The following is a 19,029-nucleotide window of genomic DNA, read 5'->3' on the forward strand; positions in this document are numbered from 1 at the left end:
TGCTTAAAAGAGCTCAACAGGCAAATCAGGCTCGATCGTGAGCCGGGATCCGTGCTGTCGCTGCAGCGCCTCGGCCCGCGCCGCAGGCATGTCCACCGCGATCAGGGTGGGTCGTTCCGGCGGCCCGACGATCCGCCGCACCGTCACCTCGGCATCCACGCCGAGCGCCCGCGCGAGGTCGGCGAGCACCGCCGGCTCGCCACCGATCATGTACGGCATGCGCCCGGACCGGCCACTGGCCGATCCGGGCTCCTCCGATGACTTGATCACAGCGATGGCCGCCCCGGCTGACCCGCCCCGCCGACGAGGTTGACCACATGCTGCACCTGCGCCATGCACGCCTCAAACTGCAGGTTTCGATACAGGCGCACGGCCTGCACCATCGGCGGGATGGCTTCGGCGATCTGCGGCGCCTGCGGAAGCGTCGCCTGCAACCAAGCGTGCAGCTGCATCAGCGCCATCGCACACTGCTGCTGCTGCGGGTTTTGCGGCGCTAGGGCGACTCCCCCGAAGGGCATGCTCGACCAGCGCTCCTGTCCCACCATCGGCTCCATCCGATCCCCGCTTACTGGCCGATGCCCGCGAAGGCCGGCTGCTGCTGGGAGACCATCTGGCCCGGCACGCCGGTGGGCTGCATCTGCTGCGGGATCATCTGGCCCTGCAGACCGATGGGCAGCTGCTGACCGTATTGCTGAGGCATCTGCTGACCAAAAGGCTGCTGAGGCAACTGCTGCCCGTACTGCTGCTGAGGCAACTGCTGGCCGAACTGCTGCTGCGGCTGCGGCATCTGCTGGCCAAAAGGCTGCTGCATTTGCTGCTGCTCGATGGTTGTGAGGATCTGCCTGACGACGCCCGGCCCATACCGCAGGCCACATCGAGCGATTTTGTCCCAGAAAGTCACCGGGCTCATCTGGTGCTCCTGCGGGAAGATCTGCTCGCCCGCCACCTGGAAAGGCTGCGGTTGGGAAGCCTGCGGGCCACCGGGAATACCGCCCTGCATGCCACCGAGCCCCATGGGCGCCATGCCCTGCTGGCCGTACTGCTGCTGGAGGTGCGGCGGGATCTGCTGACCATACTGCTGCTGAAGGTGCGGTGGAATCTGCTGCCCGTACTGCTGCTGAAGGTGCGGCGGAATTTGCTGGCCGTACTGTTGGGTCTGGAACGGTTGCGTTGCGAAAGTCATGATCTCTCCTTGGGAAGGGGCGCCTCCGCCCGCCTGCACAAATGTTGCAGACCTTCGGTTACTTACCGTGCTCAACGATCAGTAAATGGGCTCCGCCGTAATAGTCGCACCAAACCCGCTACCGGCCGCAGACAGAGCTGATGGCGAATCAGGTCTCCCGCAAACACCCAAACGAGCCAAAGAATCACCTGTATTCAGCAATACCTGCCCGCGGAGCGCCGGCTCCATCCCAGACGGCGCACTTTCCCGCCCGCTTTGGGAATCATCCGTTCGCGCACCGGTAATGGGCGGAAACTGCGGTCTTTCACACTCGACCGCAGCCACCAACAGGAAACCTGGGGCGATTCACGCGACCGCACTCGCCGCCAGATCGTTGAGTGTCGCGTTGACCACGGGCCAGCAGATCTCCACCGTGTCCCTGTTGGGGGGATCGCTCATCCTTACCTGGGCGTGCGGATGAACGAGATTCCGGTAATCGCGAAGGGCGTGCGAGAACTTCTGGACGTCCACCCCGATAAAGCCATGCTGTCTGGCCTGGTCGATTAGATCATGCAACGACTTCCGTTGGGGCGGCTGCCCCAGCCGCGCGCTCATCACATCTAGCAGCACCCCTTCGAGAAGGCTTCCCAACATGATGATCGCTGCGATATGACAGCCGTTCTCGGTGCACGTTCGAGCCTCATCCAGGCGCGCTTGGAGGATCTTGGCGTACTGCGGATCGACGACCACCTGGGCCATGGTTACCTTCAAGGTCACCGGGGCGAGCGAGCCGGGCGATGCGGAGGCGGGATCGCACTCGATGATGCGAGGCCGTCCTCCGGGCCGCTCGACTTTATAGCCTTCGTGGACCAGCAGGGCGTTCACCGCCATCGTGATCTCTGCCACGGTGCTGGGCGGCTCGCCCAGATACTCCCTCGGATCAGACAGCCGTAGGATGGCACGTTCCATGGCTTCGGGCTGGTCTCGCCGTTCCCGCAGCCGTTCGATGATCCACTCGCGGCGAGGTTCCCCGCCGTATTCAGGGACATCCATCCAGCCCGCATCACGCAGGAACTTCGCCAGCTCGTACCCCTGGCGCCGATATGCGGTGTCATCTCCGCAGATGAGCCGACCTATCTGTCGGATCGTGTTGTCGTCAAGGCGCTCCATGGCCCTCCTCCCCTTCTTGCCCTTCTTCATGATCGAGGGGCAGCCAGTTCGACGGCCTGGGCGACATAGTCCGCCAGGCGCCCGGCTGGATGCCGCGCCGGTCGAGCTCACGCCACAGAGGTTCCAGCGCTGCTTCAGGGTCGAGGGAGAAGTCGCCTTCGCGCAGCCTCCACAGCTCCCAGCCGGCGCGCCTGAGCTCCTGCTCTCTCACAATGTCGGCCCGCACCTGCTCGGGTGTGCTGTGCCATCGGCGGCCATCGCATTCGACACCAAGCCTGCTTTTCGCCCCACCCACCACGAGATCGATACGCTTGCCGCCGCCTACCGGCACTTGGGGGATGACGTGGTAGCCGCGGTCGCGGATCCGGAGGAAGACCCGCTGTTCGAAAAGGGAGTCGAAGGACTGGTGCCGTTTATCTGGGCGCACGTCGTCCAATGCGATCTGACGTGGGTCGACTACCGCGGGATTCAGCATCCAGGTCAGCAGGGAGTGACGGAGATCTCGCGGGTCGAGGCGATGCGCCGGAACCGAAGTGAACAGCCACAGCTGGTCCCGCGCTCGGCTGGCGGCCACGTTGAACCGGCGTCGTTGATCCCTGGAGCTGGCGATTCTCGGTGGGTTGGTCACGACCATCGACAGCAGGACGACATCACGCTGATCGCCCTGGAAGTCGGGCGGCCCTCCCACACGGAGCCGCCGCTTCTCAACCTCGGCGATGTCGATCCGTTCGCTGATGAGGCGTTCCAGGACGCGAATCTGGCCTGTTCCACCCTGCAGGGTGATGACGCCAAAGGTCTTGCGGTCGTAGCGACGATCGGCGAAGAGCGTGGCGAGCGTCTCCACGATCCGCTCGGCTTCCATGGGGTTTCGCAGGCGATCGTCGGCCCCTTCCGTGAACGCGCCCTCGACCTGCACCACCTGCAGGGGATCCAACCGTTCCGCGCCGAACTGACGCAGGGGGACGAGGCGCCCACCGTAGAACTGGTTCGACCAGCCGATGATCTCCGGCATGCATCGGTAGTGATCGCTTAACCGGACCACATCGGGGAAGCGCGCCGACAGCAAAGCGTAGAGGTTTGACGTCGGAGCGATATCGTCGCGGAACGCCGGCCGCACGTCGGGCATGTACCCATCGATCTGATCGTGGATGGGTTGCAGCTCGCCGTACTGAATCGCGCCGGGGGCGCACTGCTGGTCGTCACCGACGACGATGACGTGCGGGGCCAGCCAGAGCAGGAATGCGGAGTCGACGCGCAACTGGCTGGCCTCATCGACGATGACCACATCGAAACAATCGGGCTGGGGACGGATCGTCTCGACCACCAAGGGCAGCGGCATGATCCAGGCCGGGACAGCCTCTTGAGCGATCGACATGGCGTCGCGGATGGCCAGGCGGCGCCGCTCGCCGTACCGCTTGCTGGTCCCCTTCCCGTAATCGCTCATGCGGTTCTTGTAGCTCTGAAGACCCATCCGCTGGTCCTGTGTCATCCGGCTGAGGCAGCACATCCACGCTTCGGCCGCAGCCAGCTCGGCCGTGACAGTTTCCACGGCGTGCTCGGCATCCTCCAGTGCGCTCACGAGCTCCTGGTCGCGGCCGGGAATGCTCAGCCCTCGGCAAAAGGCCTCCGCCAGCCCCCATTCCCAGGCCTCTGAAAGGTCGGCCAGCCGGTCGCTCCAGGCCAGATCCGCAGGCGCGTTGCTGATCGCAGCGGCGAGCCTCGGATGCGTCAGGCGCAGCGTTTCCACGAGCTCGTCGCAACGCTCCTGCTCGGCTCGATGCCTGATCGCCTCTGCCAGGCCATTGACCGCCTGCTCGTAAGCGTGGACATCACGACTAATGACCGCGTCCCGGAGCGCACGCGCCTCCCGCCCGAGCTCAGCCATGGCCGGGGCCATCTTGAGCTCGAGTGTCTCGAGATCAGCCGCGGCCTGGTTGGCCGCAGCCTGCGACCTGCCCCATTCGATGTTGTCGAGAAGCTCATCCCATCCTTGGGGGGTGTGAATGGCGTGCCTGAGGCCGCTGCCGCGCAAAGCAGCGCGTATGTGCTGCACTGCGGCGCTGAACTCCCGGATGCTTGCCAACTGGGTGGCTCTGTCGCACAGCTCGGACAACCTCACCGGCAATGGCCCCGAAGTGGGCTGGAGCCCTGCGTGCTGCCAGTGCATGTCCAGTGCCTCGGCGACCTCATAGGCTCGAAGATGGACAAGAAGGGCATCGGCCTGATCGTAGGTCCGAGGGTGCCCGCCGTCGACGGCGCAGCCGGCGAGAAGCCGCTCGGCATCGCGTACGGCGCGTGGACGCATCAGACGCCAACTCCTGCCGTCCTCGTCCAGGTGCTCGCGCAACTCCGTGCAAGCGCGTGCCATCGCGGCGACCTTCCCCGGAGGCAGATCGGGGATGGTGACCTGGCGAAGGCCGAGGGATGCCAGCTCTTGCTGATGTTCGACCGCCTGCCGGGCCACCTGATGGAGGTGCTGCCACAGGGCTTGGTCATGTTCCGCGAGCACGTCACGGAGCGCACGTGCGCGCCAGTCGCTTTCGTCCCATTGCGTGGCCTGCTGTGCGACGCCCAGGCGATGCTGCGCGTTCAGCGCCTGCTGCGTGCACAACTCGATGGCGTGCACTCGTTCAGGTGTCAACCGGCCCAGCTGCTCGCCCAGCGGTGACGGCATGATCACGTTCTGCACGGCAACCGCAGAGGTAAGCACGGCGTATTCCGCCGGGGATATCAGATTAGATATGTCCGGGAGGAACTCGTGGCGCAGCCGCAACCGCGCGGGCGCGGCCCCCTTGAGCAGGCCGGCGAGCTCCATTGCCGCGGACGGCGTGAGCGGGGGTGGCGACTGTGCCGAATCAGGGAGTGGCGCTATCCAGGCGAAACGGTCGGCGTTCGATCGCACCGAGTCCACGATGTCTGCCCGCGTGCCCGCGTATCGCGAGCTGACCGTGAAGCGAACGGTTTCGCTCTCACGGAGAGAGAAGATCTCATTCTTGACACGGGCGTGTCGGCTCAGGGCCTGGGCTCGCTGTTGCCGCAACTGGGCGATGTCCTGTCGAAGCTGTCGGGGATCGCTGCTGCATACGCGGTCTGACAGAGCGGTGATGGTACGTTCCAGTTCGTCCGCTCCGCGGCTGTACTGGTGCGAGTACTGGACACAAAGCTCCCGAAGCGGCTCAGGCAGCATGTCGCGAACCACGGAGAGCGCTTGGTCCTTGGCGCTGGTGACCAGCACCCTCTTACCGGACGCGAGCAGGGCGGCAAGGAGATTGGCGATGGTGTGCGTCTTACCTGTCCCCGGTGGACCTTGAACGACGACCGCGGTGTCGCTCTGCAGACGTTGCAGTACGGAACGCTGTGCCGCGTTGGCGGGGAGGGGGAAGAGAGGCTCCTCACCGAGGAGCAGGTCGGCGCGCTCGCCCGATCTGGTCCGCCACGCGATGCGCTCGGCCTTCTCCAGCCCGAACACCAGCTGAGCCAGTCCAAGTGGAGCGGAAGCGTCTGGCCTTTCGAGGGATTCGAGGATCTTCTCGTAGTTCTCGGCGAGTAGGTTGGCATCCCGCTGGCGGAGGATCAGCGCTGGAGCCAGGGCGATGACGGTTTCCCCTTCCGTCGCCTCGGGCGCCTGCCACTCGCCGGTGAAGCGCGCAGCTTCCTCCAACGCTCTCGTCTGCCACTTTTCCAGGATTGCGACCATCTCTTCTGACAGGGGATGGATGGGATGGCTTTGCAGTTCCTGCCAGAGGGATTCGACCCTCTCGGCGACGAAGCCGTCCTGAGCGTTCAGGAACTGGCGGTCCTCAATGCGGGGGACGGCTTCCTCGGGGATCGCCACCGTGATCATGGTGGTGGTCCGATCGATGGAGAGATCTACTCTCAAGGTGATCAGGTGACGGCGGATCGGCTCACGCCCCTGTAGGTCCATGCAGAGGAGGCCGAGGCCGAGGACTGCTTCGAGTGTGTCATCGTGCTGGCTCAGCCGGCGGGCCGCATCGGCAAGATCACGATGCAACTCGCGGCGCCGGCGTGCGCGCAGTTCCGCGTCCGCCCACTGCTGCCATGAGACCAGCCACTTCTCATACGCCAGGGTCTCCGAGGTATTGGTGATCGCCGGCATACCGGGCTCGGGGTCGGGTGGAGCCGGATCCAGGAGGCTGGGTGTCCTTTCCGGGTCGGTCAGGTGCCGACGGTCGATGCGTCCAGCCAGGACGTCCGGCGGCTCTGGCGGTGGACGGCGAGGCTCGAAGGCCAGTTCAAGGAGGATGGCGCCATTGCGCTCATCCGGTTTTCTCGTCCCTTCCGGGAGGTCTGCGAGCCACCAGCAATTCTGGTACGCCGTGCAGTCGCGGACTGTCCGCTTTCCTGCGTTGACGAGGTCGCGCAGGTACCTGATGAGGCCGATGGTGGTCTGGACAACCTGGGGGTCACGTGCAGTTCTCGCGGATGGTGGCTGCATGTGGAGCGGCGCCCTTCTGACGAGCCAGCTTTTCAGAATCCATGGACTTCGGCTCAATCTCAAGCATGAGCTTCGAAGTGGCCATAACGGATGCCCGAGTCATCCGAATAACACTGCCCTCATCGGGAAATATGGCCAGGCGCCCCTGTGGGCGTTGGGTCACATGGTGGTGCACCTGCGTCGACATTGGGTCCAGGCCGAGCAGCTAACAGCTAACAGTGGCCAGAGGCTCAGTGTCTATGTGATCGACGACTGCAGTATCACCGCGGTGGTCCACTCATCCGGCGATAGCGTGTACACCTGGGCGAGCACACTAATATCTTGGCCCGTGGGCACGGTTAAGCCCGATTCGATATCGATAATTTCGGCCGGTGTCATTCCGGCCCGTCCAGCCGCCTGTTCGACCGTGAGCCCCATGCGCTGACGTGCCGTGCGCAGCATCTGCACCAACTGGGCGTGTGACGCGGTTAGAGGTGCTCGTGTCGCAGTGGCCTGCGACTGGGTGGCGACTTCGACCTGCCCGGAGGTCTTCGGCCACAGCAGGACGCCACCAGCGATGAGCGCGGCGATTCCCAGTCCGAACCCGACTCCCGCTGTCACGGGACGGCCACGCGTATGCGCGCGCACCCATGTCATACCGCTGCGCGTTCTCCGCCAGTGTCCCCTGACACGCACCATGAGTGGACCGTACGGAACGACTGTCACCTCGTCCAGCACACGAATGGAGATGATTTGCTTGCCCTGTTCACACCCGCCAACTCAGGCAACCTCGCGTTCCGCGGCCCGACCTCTATCCACGTGGAATGGGACACGATGGCGCGCCGGAAACATGAAGTAAACGTGTCATTTGTCTACTCATGTGAGAAATTTGATTCATATGAGGAAACCGAGATGGCTACAAATCGTCCCGACTTAGCCTACCTCGCCCGCGTCGACGACATCGACTTCATCCTCCGCTTCTTCCTCGGCCTGGCCGACAAGCCCAGCGCCAAGCTCGTCCTCGCCGGCTACCACGTACAGGTGATCGATGGATCCGCCCAGTCCGCGTGGTCGAAATTGGTTCCGTCCCCGCCGTCCTCGACAGCGAGATCCAGCGTGGTGGTGCCCGTAAGGTCCACCGCGATCTGCTGGGGCGGATCAGCGTGAGTGATGAGTCCGCTGTCGGTGGACCAGTGCGCAAGCGCTGAGCAGCAACGATTGGCCGGCAGCCTGGGTCGGGCCGAGCACCTGGCGGCGGTCGGCGCGCTGCGCACCGGCTGAGCGTCGAGCGGGCCGCCGATCAGATTTACGTCTTGACGTCGATCGAGCTGTTGGAGCGGTTTACCGAGATCTGCGGCTGGAGCGTACGCGAGTGCCAGGACTGGCTGGCCGGGATCCTGGCCGAAATTCTTCTCGAACCCGCCAAGCCTGGACGCCGCTGATGGAGCGTCGCGAAGAGTCAGATCGAGGGCAAAGAGGGTGGCTCTGGCGGTGGGACGGCCATGACGAAACAATGTCCTCTATACCACCGACCGTTCCGGCGCATCGGTGTGTCCGGGGGCGGCCCACTGGTGAGATCGAGTGATCCGGGACGCGGATGGTCATGCGCGGACGAGAGTGACGGCATGCCCGGCTGGGCTGATGACCTGCTCGATGGCGGTGCGTTGCAGGAGGGGCGGCGCGGTGGGGCGTCGGTCGAAGACGACGAGCGTGCCTTGTTTCAGATCGAGGTGGTCGAGGTAGCCGTCGAGTTGCGTCAGGCCGTCGGCGACGGGATCGGGCTGGCGGGGGTGGTGCACCTTGAGCTCGACCGCCTCCCACTGCCAGGCGCGCTTGCCGTCCACGTCGACGTAGGGCCATTGGACACAGACGTCCATCCGGCTTCGGCCGAGCGCGTACTCCCGGTCGATCACCCCGCCACCGTTGACCACCCGGTGCAGCCAGGCCATGAAGATCAAATGACAGGCCGCCTCGTGGTAGGTCTCGCCGCTTTCCAGGATCTCCCCGTTGCGCCGCCAGAACTCCACGAACCCGGCCAGCACGGCGCGCATGTCCAACCGTCCATCCGGAGTGAGAAACGCGGCCCGGTCGATGCGGATGGCGGCCTCGGCCCGCTGGGCCAGCACCCGCAGAACGACCTCCTGGTAGATCGGATTGGCGACCTGGATGGGGTTGGACTGGGTGATCAGCCCCAGGTCGCGGGCATAGGCCAGGTCGTCGTCATAGACGTCAGAAGCCAGGACACCACCGGTGATCAACGGTTCGATGACACGCTGGATGCGCTCCTCGCGCAGCTTGGCGGCCAGCGAGTCCAGATGGGTGGCCCGGGTGACGATGAGCCGCTCCACCGCCACGTTCATGTGCTCATCGGTGATCGGCTGCGCGGCTGGGACGCGCATCTCCCGGATGATCTCGCGAGCCAGGGCGTTGACCAGCCACGGCTGCCCCTGAGAGGCATGGAAGGCCCGCTGAATCGCGTGCGGCGTGAACTCCTGACCGGTGGCGTCCGTGTGCTGACCGTACAGCTCGGCCACCTGCTCGAAAGTGAAATCGGCCAGCCGCATGGACTTGGCCAGGATGTTGAACGGCGATGGCCCGACCAGCCGGGACGGATCGCCACCGGAGGCCGCCTTGTAGTCCCGCACGTCCCGCATCCCACACAGAGCCACGCAGTGAGGGAAGGGCAGTGACCAGGTGTTGTGCCCCTGGCGCAGCTGCCGCAAAACGCTGATCAGCTCGTCCCCCTGGAGGGCGTCAATCTCGTCGAAAAGCAGCACGATCGGGCGAGGGCACTCGGCCGCCCACGTGGAGAGCCCTCTGAGCAGCCGGGTGCCTCCCGGAGCCTCCGGCCATGGCTCCGGCGGCAGGCAGTTGTCCGGGAGGCCCGACAGCCGGGCCGTGGCCGCGATCTCGGAGAGTATGCGCACTTCCGCCGAGGCGTCCTCGGCGGCCTTGGTGGAGGCGCTCTCGCAGGAGACGTACACCACCGCGTGCTCACCTTCCACGCTCAACTCGGCGGCCAGCGCCTGGAGAGAGGTGGTCTTGCCACTCTGCCTGGGTCCGCGAACGACGAAGTATTTCCCTTCGTCGACCAGCTCCTTCGCCTCAGGGATCCGGGGAATCGGGGGCAGCATGAAGTGCTTGCCCGGCCGGCATGGGCCCGTCGTATTGAAGGACTTCACCCTGTGTACGGTAGCCGTTACCGAGCATGTTCGCCGCGGACTGTCCCGGCCGGCTGGACGGGTTCTCGGGGTGTCCCGGCCATGCCCAGGGGCTCGCCTGGCCGGTGGCCACCGGGCGGCCCCTGCGCAGGCCGGCCGAGCGTAGTAGCCCCACTCGAAACCGACCTGGGCCAACTCCAGATCATCTTCGCCACCTGAAGCAGGACTCGCGCATTCGGAGAAGGCCTGCTCAGGATAAGCAGGCGAGCACCATCGGGGTCGTGCGGCAGGCCACCGCGGAACTGCGCGCCCTCTGGCAGGAAGCGGCGGGCCGCGAGTGAGCAAGCGGACCGAACCCTCCAACGCGATCCGCGTCGGCTACGGCCCGGGTGTCCACCCGGGCCAAGGACCACGCGGTGCAGCTACGACTTCTGGACGCGGCCAACTGCCGCGAGATCGTGGAGGAGACCGTCTCCACCCGCCGCGCCGACCGGCCAGATCGGAGACGTCCAGCACGCGCTCGGGGAACCGGAAGGGCAAGAAGATTGACTCGCCACCTCGCCTGCGTGCTCCACACGGATCCACCGCTCGGCGAATGCGTTCGCGCCGAGCGCGGGGCGGCGCCTTGATGATTCCAATGTCGGTGCCGGTCATGACCTCATCGGAGGTTTTGGAGAAGGTGCCATCGGCCCCTTACCACCGCATACCCCGGAACGTGCCGTGGTGGCCCGAAGCCTGAAGGCGACCGCCCGATCCGGTTCTCTTCCGGAGAGGACGGTCGCCTGCGGGCGGAAATCAGTGCGGTCAGCCGCCGAGTAGACCGGCCAGCAGCCGGTAGCAGGTGGCCAGGATCGCGACCAGTCCCAGGATCCCGAGGACGTTCTGCCAGGTCCGGTTGCGCATGTCTGCCATGAGTCCCTTGTTGTTGGCCAGCACGAACAGCAGCACGCCGAGGATCGGCGCGAACACCACGGTGAGGGCCTGGGCGAGGATGAGCAGCTGAACCGGTGACTGGCCACCGGCCACCAGGGTGACGGCGAGCCCGAAGGCGAGGACGGCGAGGATCAGCCACTTTACCCGGCGGTTGTCCAGCGCGTTGCCCCACCCGAGCCCGTCGGACAGGAGGGTCCCGCCAGCGGTGGCGTTGGCGACCATCGAGGAGAAGGCGGCGGCGAAGAAGCCCAGCGCGAAGATCTTGGATCCGACCGTACCGGCCAGCGGCTCCAGGACGCCGGCGAGCTGGGCCAGCGTCGCGGCTTTGGTGCCGGTCTGGGTGGTCGCCGTGGCCGCGACGATGATGACCAGGATCGTCATCAGGCCCGGCGCTACGATGCCGGGGACGGTGTCACCGACTGTGATCATGCCGTACTGGTCGCGGGTGAGTTTGCGTTCCCGGACGGCGTACCCGGTGTAGAAGGCGGCGTTGATGGAGAAGTTGGTGCCGACCAGCGCCACTAGCAGCAGCCCGACACCGCTGGGAACGGTCGGCACCAAGCCGGCGCCGGCGGCCGCCCAGTCCGGGCCGGTCAGGACCGCCGAGGCGAGGAACCCCGCCGCCATCAGCGCTACGATGGCGATCATGGCGCGTTCGAACACCGAGTAGTAGCGGCGGGCGAACACGACGCCCGCCACGAGCAGGGTGCACACCAGTGTCCAGATGCTCGGGGGCCCGCCGAACAGCAGCGACAGCCCGAGACCCGAGCCGACCGCGTTGCCGACGGAGAACATCAGTGTGATGCCGAAGACGCCGAACCCGGCGATCGTGCCGACCGGCCTGCCGAGGACGTCCTTGACGGTGCCGATGAGTGACTTCGACGAGCGCAGCGCGATGCGGACGCTCATGTCGGTGAAGGCGAGCATCAGCACCGTCGAGATGGCGATGACCCAGATCAGGGTGTAGCCGTAGCCGGTGCCGGCCTGGACGGCCGACAGCAGATTGCCGGGCCCGAACTGCCAGGCGCCGACGATGAACGCCGGCCCCATGACCGACACGAGGCGTAGCCATTTGCTCCGGCCTGGGGGGTGCCGATGTCCAGCGGTTTCCAGATCGGCGCTCGCTGCCGGGGGGATGTTCGGGGGGTTGCTGGTACTGCTCATGGGCGTCATTCCTCGCGACGGTGAGCTGACTTAGGGTAACGCGTCGGGCGTCAGATGAGCTTGGCGTGCTGGAGGGCCAGCGTGATCTCTTCGGCGGCGGTGTCCGCCAGCGGCTGCAGCGGGGGCCGGACGGTCGCGTCCTTGAGGATGCCGCGGGCGACGAGGCCGAGCTTGAGCGCGACGGTCCCTTCCATGTGGGAGCCACGGTGGTAGACCGCCTTGGTGAGCGGCAGCAGCCGGTTGTGGATCTCGCGTGCGCGGGGGTAGTCCTTGGCCTTTCCGGCGGCGATGAACTCGACCAGCGGCTCCGGGGCGAGGCCGCCGTAGCCGACGAGGGCGCCGTCGACGTCGAACATGGTGTGCAGCAGGTACTCGTCGTGGCAGGTGAGGATCTGCAGGTCCGGGCACTGCTCGCGGAGCACCGGCATCTCGGTGTCCCAGCGGCGCATGTTGCGTACCCCGTTCTTGGTGGCGACGACACCGGGCTGGGCCGCGATCTCCAGCTGGGTCTCCAGGTCGTAGGTGGCCTTGGTGGCATCGGGGTACTGGAACAGGATGCACTGCAGGCCGGACTCCTCATGGATGGCCCGGTAGCGCTCCTGCGGCGCGCCGGCCTGGAACCCGAAGCGCAACCAGCCGTGTGACGGGTAGACCAGCGCGCCGACCGCACCGGCGTCCGCGGCGCGCCGCGCCTCCAGCGCCGCGACCTTCGTGCCCTCGCCCGTGATGCCCGCAATGATCGGGACCTGGTCGCCGACCGCGTCGACGAGGGTGCGGATGAGCGCGACCTGCTCTTCCGCGGTCAGGTAGGTGCCTTCGCCGGCATGGCCGAGGCAGACCAGGCCCTTGACGCCGTCGACGGAGACCAGCCAGCGGGCCAGTTCGGCGTTGGCGGCGTGATCGACCTGGCCGTCGGGGGCGAAAGCGGTCACCGGGGCGGGAACCAGGCCGCGCAGATCCATGGGAGACATGTTCTCTTCCTCGCTGTAGGATCGTTCTCGGGAACGTTCCCATCGGACCATCTAAGGTGCGACGTCGTCAAGACTTGCTCATAACGTCGTTACGGTGGCATGTGTCGATAAGGAGGGCTCGTGGCTCAGCACCGGGAGGCGCCCGTACGCCAGGCAGCAGTGACCCTGCACGACGTGGCCGCCGCGGCGGGGGTATCCAAGTCGACGGTGTCGCGGATCCTGGACGAGCGGCTGCCGCGCTCCGACAGCAGCACCGCGCAGCGGGTCCGGCGCGTGGCCGAGGAGCTCGGCTATCGTCGCGACCAGTCGGCCGCGAGCCTGCGCCGCGGCAAGACGCTGACAATCGGGGTGGTGGTTCCCCGATTGACCGACACGGTCATGGCGATGCTGTACGAGTCGCTGGCGCACGCCTGCCAGCGCTCCGGCCGGTTCGCGATCGTGGCGACGACCGATGACGAGCCGGAGGCCGACCGGACCGCTGCCGAGGCCCTGCTCCAGCGCCGGGTCGACGGGCTGGTGCTCTCCACCGCTCGCTCCGGCGACGACTTCCCGCAGGAACTGGCCGCGCGCGGAGTGCCGTACGTGCTGGCGCTGCGCACCGACGGGCAGAGCCTGTCCTCGGTCGGCGACGACAAGCTCGGCGGCTACCTGGCGACCCGGCACCTGCTCGACCTGGGGCACCGGCGCATTGGCCTGATCGCCGGCCCGGGATACGCCTCCAGCGCCCGCGGCCGCGCCGAGGGCTATCGGGAGGCCATGGCTGAGGCGGGCGCCACCGTGGATCCGGCATGGGTAGTCACGTCGACGTTCGGGATAGAGTCCGGTGCCGACGCAGCGCGAGCGCTCATGAGCCTGCGACCGCGGCCGACCGCGGTGTTCGCGGTCAACGACAACACGGCCATCGGCGCCTTGTCGGCAATCGAGGGCCTCGGTCTATTCGTACCTCAGGATGTGTCGCTGGTCGGATACAACGACATCCCCATCGTGAGCCGTCTCTCGACGCCGTTGACGTCGGTGCGGGTGCCGTTCGACCAGATCGCCACCGCCGCGCTCGACCTGCTCATCTCGGGGCCAGCGCGCGAGCACGACCGGATCAGGGTGGCGCCCCCGACATTGATTCCCCGCCGTTCGACCACGACCGCCTCCCCCGATTGACCTGGCCTTCCGTCCTGGAAGACCATCAAGGGGCTCACGACGCAGGCAGGGTACGTACAGCCCGGCTTCCCGAGCATGGGCTCGAGATCAGCAGGTGCAAGATGACCTACATCGAGAAATTCTCGACAGGCGCACTGTCCAAGCGATGCCGTACCGTTCGGTCAGCACCCGGCGCAGTCGCCCCTTCTACTGCGGCGCGGATCCAGTCGACCGAGGTGTTAGGGACAGTACGGTCTTCGGCCCTGTCGCAGATAACTGGACAGGCCCTCACCAATATTTTTATCGCCTGGATGACCCAGGTGGCGGTCGGGTCAGCAGTGGTGCCCACCACGCGGACCCGCCTGGTGACGTGCTCGATGACGGCCAGAATGTATCGGCGCTGCCCGTCCATGGTGACGGTCTCGATGAAATCGCAGGCCAGAAGAGCCTCGGCTTGCGAGCGCAGGAAGTCGGCCCCACGTGGTGGATGCCCGCTGGGGCGCCGGATCAACTTTCCTGCTTGAAATCTCCCAGACGGTAGAAGGCACGACCTTGAAGCCGAAGGGTGCTTGCTGGGAGAGCGGGGCCGGGTGGCTCGGGCTCGGGTGGTGCGCAGCGGCCAGGCGCGTGGCTTCGCCGTACTCAACTGACGCGGCCGCGCAGCAGCGCGACCGCGGTCTGTTGGTCCAGGGCGGGGACGAAAGTTTGCTAGCGGGCCAGCGCGGAGGCGCTCATCCCGGCCGCGGTGGCCACCACGCCCAGGTCGATCCGCGCGCTCAGCAGTTCGACGATCCAGGAGGAGCGCAGCCGGCGCACCGACAGGGCGGGCAGTCCGCCGGTCGGGGTGTGGCGGGCCGTCCAGGAGCTGAACAGGTTCTTGGCATGCCGGGCGACGCGCCCAGGCCGGAACACAAACTGCCGCCGGGCTGGTCGGAGGCACTGCCAGGACGTCCTCCCAAGCGGCGCGGCATACGATCAACCGCTGCGTGCCGGGGACGGTGACCACGACCGCGCCGGAGTCCAGACGACGCAGATGTTCGGTGCGGACGGCGGCCACCTCACCGTACTGGGGAAGTGTTCTTATTCGAAGGGTGCGGTATTCGGCGAGATGTCGGCGTACGGGTTCAAGTGCAGGGGCGAGTACGAGTAAACGGGCCCTGAGATGATCAGCGCGTCGCGACGCCTTCCGCGGGTGGTGCTGATCATCTCGACACGGCTCCGAGGTCCTCGTTCCGGCGATGCGCCCGTCTACGACTGGGCGGCGGCGTTCGGCGGCCGGGACCCGAGATGGCGGGCGATCTCCACCTCCCATGACCGCAGGAAGTCCGGATAGTGCTCGGCGAACTCGCGGAGAGGCCCCTGGCCCTCTGGCGTGAGTGCGGTCAGGCCATACGTGACTCGTACCGTGCTGGCGCCCTGCCCATCCGCGTCCACCTCGACGGTGACGGTCCCGGCCCGGGAGCCGGGCGTCACCCTGGCGTACGAGACGCGCCGTCCATGCTCGCGCTCGACCACCACCCAGATGGTCCGCTCGCCGTGCGCGCCGGTCTCGAAGACCGTGCCGGGGGCGGAGTCATCGCTGGTCTTCACCTGGAAACGGGGCCGCCACCCGGCCACCCACCGTTCCTCGCCGCGCGGCGTGAACAGCGTGAACGCCGCCTCGGGCGGCAGCGCGACCGCCAGCCGTCCGGTGAGTGTGTACTGCGCGCCGCTCATCGCTCGGTCAGCCGGTGCGCATCGGCGGATGTCAGTGTCAAGCCGTACACGGCCTTGAGCTGCTCGATCTTGGTCAGGGTTGCGGGCGTGAATGGCGCCTTGCCGTCGAAGGAGTGCAGCGCGATGCCCTCCACCAGGTCGCCGAGCGAGATGTCGAGGTACTCGGCCAGTCCCTTGAGCACCTTGAGCACGTTCTTCTCGAGCCGCAGGCCTGTCTGAGTGCGTTCGACTGTTACCATGGTAACAATGTACACCCGCCGACGACGCGCGCCTGCTTGTTGGTGAAAGAAGCTCCAGTGGGCATGGTGCGCTCCTCCTGTCGTCTTCCAACTGCCCCGTTGGCGGCCTCCTTGGCGCGGCAGCCTCCCGTGATCCGCTTCAGGGCGGCCGCGATGTGCTGCGGGTCGTCGCCAAGCGCGGCGTTTCTGACAGCTCTGTACGTTTACTGGCTCTGTCGCTGATCTTGTGACGTTACGCACCCACGTGGGATGGGTGATGACACGCTTCGTGCGTTCGTGAGCCGGTCAGGGGATCCGCAGTCAGTACCAGCGACTGAATGCGGTGGCACCGGATCCGGTCTCCGCCACGAACTGAAGAACCCGCAGTGGCGCGTCAATGAGCTCCGCCGCATCGAAGTCGGGGGCGTCGCCCATCGCGGTCATCCAGGCGGTGATCCGGCTGAGGACCTCGCTTCGCTGTGTGGTGGAGAGGAGGAGGGCTTCCTCAACTCGGGGCAGGGCGGTCCGAACCTCCTCGGCGGACAGTAGGAAGTCGCCAAACCAGCCCGGGTACACCGCTGATCGTTCTGCGCCGAGGCCGTAGCACAGGGCTGCAGCCGGGTTCGCCTTGCGGGCAGTCGCGACGAACAGACCGGCGCCCTCTGTCTCGGGCATGAGCGTCATGCTCGCGTCCCGCATGGCTTCCGTCGCCTCGGTAGGCGCGTTGGCGTCGTCGATGAAGTCCGCGAATCGCCGGGCGGTCGGCGTGGGTATCAAGGGGCCGGAAGGGTCCGCGGGGTGCTCGAAGAAGGGCTCTTGGTCGCCGCCGTTCGACCACCACGCAAGCGTCTCGCCAAAATCCGGCGGCCTCTCCCCGTCGCCTGGCTGTACGAGATGGATGTAGCGATCCGGTAGAGTCCGGGCCTCTTCATCAGGGATGGCACCGACCACCCACAACCCTGTTGAGCCCACGATTCACACCTCTCAATCTGCTCGGCGACTCTATCTGCCGGCGTCAGTCTCGAAACAGGATCTTCTTCCTGAGAAGGTCGAAATTCGCGCGGCCATATCCCTGCCGCTTGATCAGCTTGACTCGCGTGTTTGTCCTTCGGCCTGCCCGGAACTCCAAGACACCGACAGGCCTGCGGTCACGGCGTCCAGGTCGAGAGCAAGGCCGTCGGCGTATTGGACGAGCGAGGGCAGGCCGCTGCCGCGGACGTCGTTGATCCATGCCGGGAGCCGGTCCCCGCGCAGGTCGCGCGTCATGGTGGCGAAGCTGCGCACGTGCCGGGTGACGGCGTCCAGTTCCGGGCAGGCAGCGCGGATGTCCTTCAGCGTCAGGGCATCGTCGGGGCGGAGGTCATCGGGATGGATCATGATCCATCGGGTGACCGTGCGCGGACGCGGGAGGGACGGGGTGGCGGCGGGGCCACCGCTTTGCTCTTCAGCAACCGGACGTACCAGTAGATGAGAGGTGGCAGGGCAGGCGAAATCCGGGCTCGACGCCTCCCCAAGAGACCTCGTTCGGGTTACTCTCGGAGACGAGGGAGCCACTGTCGGTAGCTCTGCTGGTCGCTCACGCAACCTTGGGTGCCGTCGAGGGCCTAATCTCGGCGGCACCCTCTCGTTCACGGCATGACCGTGATCAGGCATGGGCGATCAATCGGCCTCCCCGTCCGGTGCGTCGCCGTTGATCCCGGCGGCTCGCATAGAGACCGTCGGCTTCCCGGCACAGCCACCCGTCGCTGCAACCACGACGGGCCCTCATCGAACTGATCAACCAGTGCGCAGGAGGAAACCGACCCTGAGCGGCAGCTGACGGCCTGCGAAACGCCCGAAACCCTGGGACTCCTGGCCTGATCAGTTCACGTCACCGGAGGTTCGTGGCATTGGCGGACCTCCACCGGTTCGCCGGCTCCCGCGACGATCTGACGGGCGAGCTCCAGCGCTCTCGTCTCGTCCGCGACGTCCACCAGCCACCAGCCGGCCAGTGATTGGCTGGGCTCAGCGAACGTGCCGTCGCGCACGGCCACCGCGCCGTCTTCGAGACTGACCACCTTCGCATGCGGCGCGAGTGCCAGCCCTTCATCGGCAAGCAGTTCACCGGACCTCTTCAGCCCTTCGGTGAACTCGATCATGAATTTGATCATTTGCCGGACCCATTCCTGAGACTTGCCGCTCAGGACGGTTTCGTCGCCGAACTGCATCAGCATGTATTTCATTGCTTCCTTCCGGGGTGAGTACCTGGTCGACTTCGTGCGATGGTGACAGGACCTCCGGCCCGTCCCCTCGCCAACGCGTCGATCGCGCACCGCCGGAATCGACATGGCTCCCGAGGCAACTTTCAGGCGTCATGGAGCGAAGCGGCACCGGTCTCCTGCGGTTGCGTGCCCGGAGGCTGCGGTAGCAGGAGGTGCGCACCATGCGTGTTCGCTTGGCGTCCGGCATGCCGTGCCGCTCTTTGGTTGCTACGGTCCTCGGTCGTGACAGACGACGATGGTCCCAGGCGAGATCTGACAGCTTTGGCGGTTCCTCGGTGGGGCCGGCTGCTAGCGACCGGCGACCATTACGGGCCCTACCGGCTGATCGATCCCGAGGGCGCGACCGTGGAGCCGATCGCGGTCTACTTCCAGGAGCTGTTGGCGGCTGGGAAAGCCTCATCGAGGGTGGGTTCCTACGGGATGGATCTACTCCAGATGGTGGCGGTTTCTGCGGGCAGTAGGGATGTCCCTGGGACCGAGCCACCCGAGTGGAGGCCAGGGACTTCAGCTGGCTCTCAAGCCGGAGCCCTGCGCTTCCTCGTCCGTGAAACGCGCATCCGCCGCAACGACGAACCGATCGCCGACCTCACCAACGTGATCGTCGTCCGGGGGCAGGAGGCATGAGCGTGGACCTGACCGTGGGCGCGGAATCATGACGAGGGCGGGGAGCGGGCCGCGCATCCGCCAAGCGATGATCCAGTACG

General features: G+C 66.3%; 20 protein-coding genes. 3 read left to right on the top strand and 17 right to left on the bottom strand.

Going from position 1 to position 19,029, the window contains the following annotated elements; translation table 11 throughout:
• Positions 1-3 precede the first annotated feature (3 nt).
• From ACTWPT_RS18560 to ACTWPT_RS18590, 7 genes are all read right to left on the bottom strand, one after another.
• Positions 4-219 carry a hypothetical protein gene (locus tag ACTWPT_RS18560; RefSeq protein WP_443178654.1) on the bottom strand — a complete coding sequence of 72 codons (216 nt, stop codon included), beginning with the start codon at positions 217-219 and terminating at the stop codon, positions 4-6.
• Between the two features lie 47 nt (positions 220-266).
• Positions 267-554: a hypothetical protein gene (locus ACTWPT_RS18565; protein WP_443178655.1), complete on the bottom strand. Its 288-nt coding sequence runs from the start codon at positions 552-554 to the stop codon at positions 267-269.
• Positions 555-565: 11 nt separating this feature from the next.
• On the bottom strand, positions 566-1,183 hold the full coding sequence (locus ACTWPT_RS18570) for a hypothetical protein (protein WP_443178656.1): 618 nt from the start codon (positions 1,181-1,183) through the stop codon (positions 566-568).
• 345 nt (positions 1,184-1,528) lie between these two features.
• Positions 1,529-2,332, bottom strand: coding sequence for a DUF4145 domain-containing protein (locus ACTWPT_RS18575; RefSeq protein ID WP_443178657.1), 804 nt, complete (start codon positions 2,330-2,332; stop codon positions 1,529-1,531).
• On the bottom strand, positions 2,319-6,845 hold the full coding sequence (locus ACTWPT_RS18580) for an AAA domain-containing protein (protein WP_443178658.1): 4,527 nt from the start codon (positions 6,843-6,845) through the stop codon (positions 2,319-2,321). The genes ACTWPT_RS18575 and ACTWPT_RS18580 overlap by 14 nt, the downstream gene beginning before the upstream one ends.
• Positions 6,846-7,025: 180 nt before the next feature.
• Entirely contained in the window at positions 7,026-7,466 is a 441-nt protein-coding gene (locus ACTWPT_RS18585; RefSeq protein WP_443178659.1) for a helix-turn-helix domain-containing protein, read from the bottom strand.
• 329 nt (positions 7,467-7,795) lie between these two features.
• A complete protein-coding gene (locus ACTWPT_RS18590) occupies positions 7,796-8,041 on the bottom strand; it encodes an NPCBM/NEW2 domain-containing protein (protein ID WP_443178660.1) in 246 nt (81 codons plus the stop codon).
• Positions 8,042-8,080: 39 nt separating this feature from the next.
• Here ACTWPT_RS18590 and ACTWPT_RS18595 point away from each other — a divergent pair, with 39 nt between their 5' ends.
• The gene (locus ACTWPT_RS18595; RefSeq protein WP_443178661.1) at positions 8,081-8,209 is read left to right on the top strand and encodes a hypothetical protein; all 129 of its coding nucleotides are present in this window, start codon (positions 8,081-8,083) and stop codon (positions 8,207-8,209) included.
• Positions 8,210-8,368: 159 nt separating this feature from the next.
• On the opposite strand, the gene ACTWPT_RS18600 is transcribed toward ACTWPT_RS18595, so the two are convergent.
• The 3 genes from ACTWPT_RS18600 to ACTWPT_RS18610 form a co-directional block, all read right to left on the bottom strand.
• Positions 8,369-9,949: an ATP-binding protein gene (locus tag ACTWPT_RS18600; protein WP_443178662.1), complete on the bottom strand. Its 1,581-nt coding sequence runs from the start codon at positions 9,947-9,949 to the stop codon at positions 8,369-8,371.
• Positions 9,950-10,732: 783 nt separating this feature from the next.
• Positions 10,733-11,911 carry an Nramp family divalent metal transporter gene (locus ACTWPT_RS18605; RefSeq protein WP_443178663.1) on the bottom strand — a complete coding sequence of 393 codons (1,179 nt, stop codon included), beginning with the start codon at positions 11,909-11,911 and terminating at the stop codon, positions 10,733-10,735.
• Positions 11,912-12,075: 164 nt separating this feature from the next.
• The gene (locus tag ACTWPT_RS18610) at positions 12,076-12,996 is read right to left on the bottom strand and encodes a dihydrodipicolinate synthase family protein (protein ID WP_443178664.1); all 921 of its coding nucleotides are present in this window, start codon (positions 12,994-12,996) and stop codon (positions 12,076-12,078) included.
• A gap of 120 nt (positions 12,997-13,116) precedes the next feature.
• Here ACTWPT_RS18610 and ACTWPT_RS18615 point away from each other — a divergent pair, with 120 nt between their 5' ends.
• Positions 13,117-14,151, top strand: a complete 1,035-nt coding sequence (locus tag ACTWPT_RS18615; RefSeq protein ID WP_443178665.1) for a LacI family DNA-binding transcriptional regulator — start codon at positions 13,117-13,119, stop codon at positions 14,149-14,151.
• Between the two features lie 106 nt (positions 14,152-14,257).
• Here the strand turns inward: ACTWPT_RS18615 and ACTWPT_RS18620 are convergent, their stop codons facing one another.
• The 7 genes from ACTWPT_RS18620 to ACTWPT_RS18650 form a co-directional block, all read right to left on the bottom strand.
• The gene (locus tag ACTWPT_RS18620; protein WP_443178666.1) at positions 14,258-14,641 is read right to left on the bottom strand and encodes a hypothetical protein; all 384 of its coding nucleotides are present in this window, start codon (positions 14,639-14,641) and stop codon (positions 14,258-14,260) included.
• A gap of 197 nt (positions 14,642-14,838) precedes the next feature.
• The gene (locus ACTWPT_RS18625) at positions 14,839-15,042 is read right to left on the bottom strand and encodes a hypothetical protein (RefSeq protein WP_443178667.1); all 204 of its coding nucleotides are present in this window, start codon (positions 15,040-15,042) and stop codon (positions 14,839-14,841) included.
• A 336-nt stretch (positions 15,043-15,378) separates the two neighbouring features.
• Entirely contained in the window at positions 15,379-15,846 is a 468-nt protein-coding gene (locus tag ACTWPT_RS18630) for an SRPBCC family protein (RefSeq protein ID WP_443178668.1), read from the bottom strand.
• Complete coding sequence (locus tag ACTWPT_RS18635) at positions 15,843-16,085, bottom strand: hypothetical protein (RefSeq protein WP_443178669.1); 243 nt, start codon at positions 16,083-16,085, stop codon at positions 15,843-15,845. Before ACTWPT_RS18635 ends, ACTWPT_RS18630 begins: the two co-directional genes overlap by 4 nt.
• Positions 16,086-16,385: 300 nt before the next feature.
• Positions 16,386-17,015 carry a hypothetical protein gene (locus ACTWPT_RS18640; RefSeq protein WP_443178670.1) on the bottom strand — a complete coding sequence of 210 codons (630 nt, stop codon included), beginning with the start codon at positions 17,013-17,015 and terminating at the stop codon, positions 16,386-16,388.
• Positions 17,016-17,147: 132 nt separating this feature from the next.
• Complete coding sequence (locus tag ACTWPT_RS18645; protein WP_443178671.1) at positions 17,148-17,441, bottom strand: hypothetical protein; 294 nt, start codon at positions 17,439-17,441, stop codon at positions 17,148-17,150.
• A gap of 488 nt (positions 17,442-17,929) precedes the next feature.
• A complete protein-coding gene (locus ACTWPT_RS18650; protein WP_443178672.1) occupies positions 17,930-18,286 on the bottom strand; it encodes a YciI family protein in 357 nt (118 codons plus the stop codon).
• Between the two features lie 261 nt (positions 18,287-18,547).
• On the opposite strand from ACTWPT_RS18650, the gene ACTWPT_RS18655 reads away from it, so the two are divergent.
• A complete protein-coding gene (locus ACTWPT_RS18655) occupies positions 18,548-18,949 on the top strand; it encodes a hypothetical protein (RefSeq protein WP_443178673.1) in 402 nt (133 codons plus the stop codon).
• Positions 18,950-19,029: the final 80 nt, after the last annotated feature.

Source organism: Nonomuraea sp. 3N208 (genome assembly GCF_052245935.1).
GTDB lineage: Bacteria > Actinomycetota > Actinomycetes > Streptosporangiales > Streptosporangiaceae > Nonomuraea.

Excerpts from the sequence above, each read along its gene's own strand:
- ACTWPT_RS18560 (WP_443178654.1), bottom strand. The coding sequence starts at position 219 with ATGCCGTACATGATCGGTGGCGAGCCGGCGGTGCTCGCCGACCTCGCG.
- ACTWPT_RS18565 (WP_443178655.1), bottom strand. The coding sequence starts at position 554 with ATGGAGCCGATGGTGGGACAGGAGCGCTGGTCGAGCATGCCCTTCGGG.
- ACTWPT_RS18570 (WP_443178656.1), bottom strand. The coding sequence starts at position 1,183 with ATGACTTTCGCAACGCAACCGTTCCAGACCCAACAGTACGGCCAGCAA.
- ACTWPT_RS18575 (WP_443178657.1), bottom strand. The coding sequence starts at position 2,332 with ATGGAGCGCCTTGACGACAACACGATCCGACAGATAGGTCGGCTCATC.
- ACTWPT_RS18585 (WP_443178659.1), bottom strand. The coding sequence starts at position 7,466 with ATGGTGCGTGTCAGGGGACACTGGCGGAGAACGCGCAGCGGTATGACA.
- ACTWPT_RS18605 (WP_443178663.1), bottom strand. The coding sequence starts at position 11,911 with ATGGGGCCGGCGTTCATCGTCGGCGCCTGGCAGTTCGGGCCCGGCAAT.
- ACTWPT_RS18610 (WP_443178664.1), bottom strand. The coding sequence starts at position 12,996 with ATGTCTCCCATGGATCTGCGCGGCCTGGTTCCCGCCCCGGTGACCGCT.
- ACTWPT_RS18630 (WP_443178668.1), bottom strand. The coding sequence starts at position 15,846 with ATGAGCGGCGCGCAGTACACACTCACCGGACGGCTGGCGGTCGCGCTG.
- ACTWPT_RS18635 (WP_443178669.1), bottom strand. The coding sequence starts at position 16,085 with ATGGTAACAGTCGAACGCACTCAGACAGGCCTGCGGCTCGAGAAGAAC.
- ACTWPT_RS18645 (WP_443178671.1), bottom strand. The coding sequence starts at position 17,441 with ATGATCCATCCCGATGACCTCCGCCCCGACGATGCCCTGACGCTGAAG.
- ACTWPT_RS18650 (WP_443178672.1), bottom strand. The coding sequence starts at position 18,286 with ATGAAATACATGCTGATGCAGTTCGGCGACGAAACCGTCCTGAGCGGC.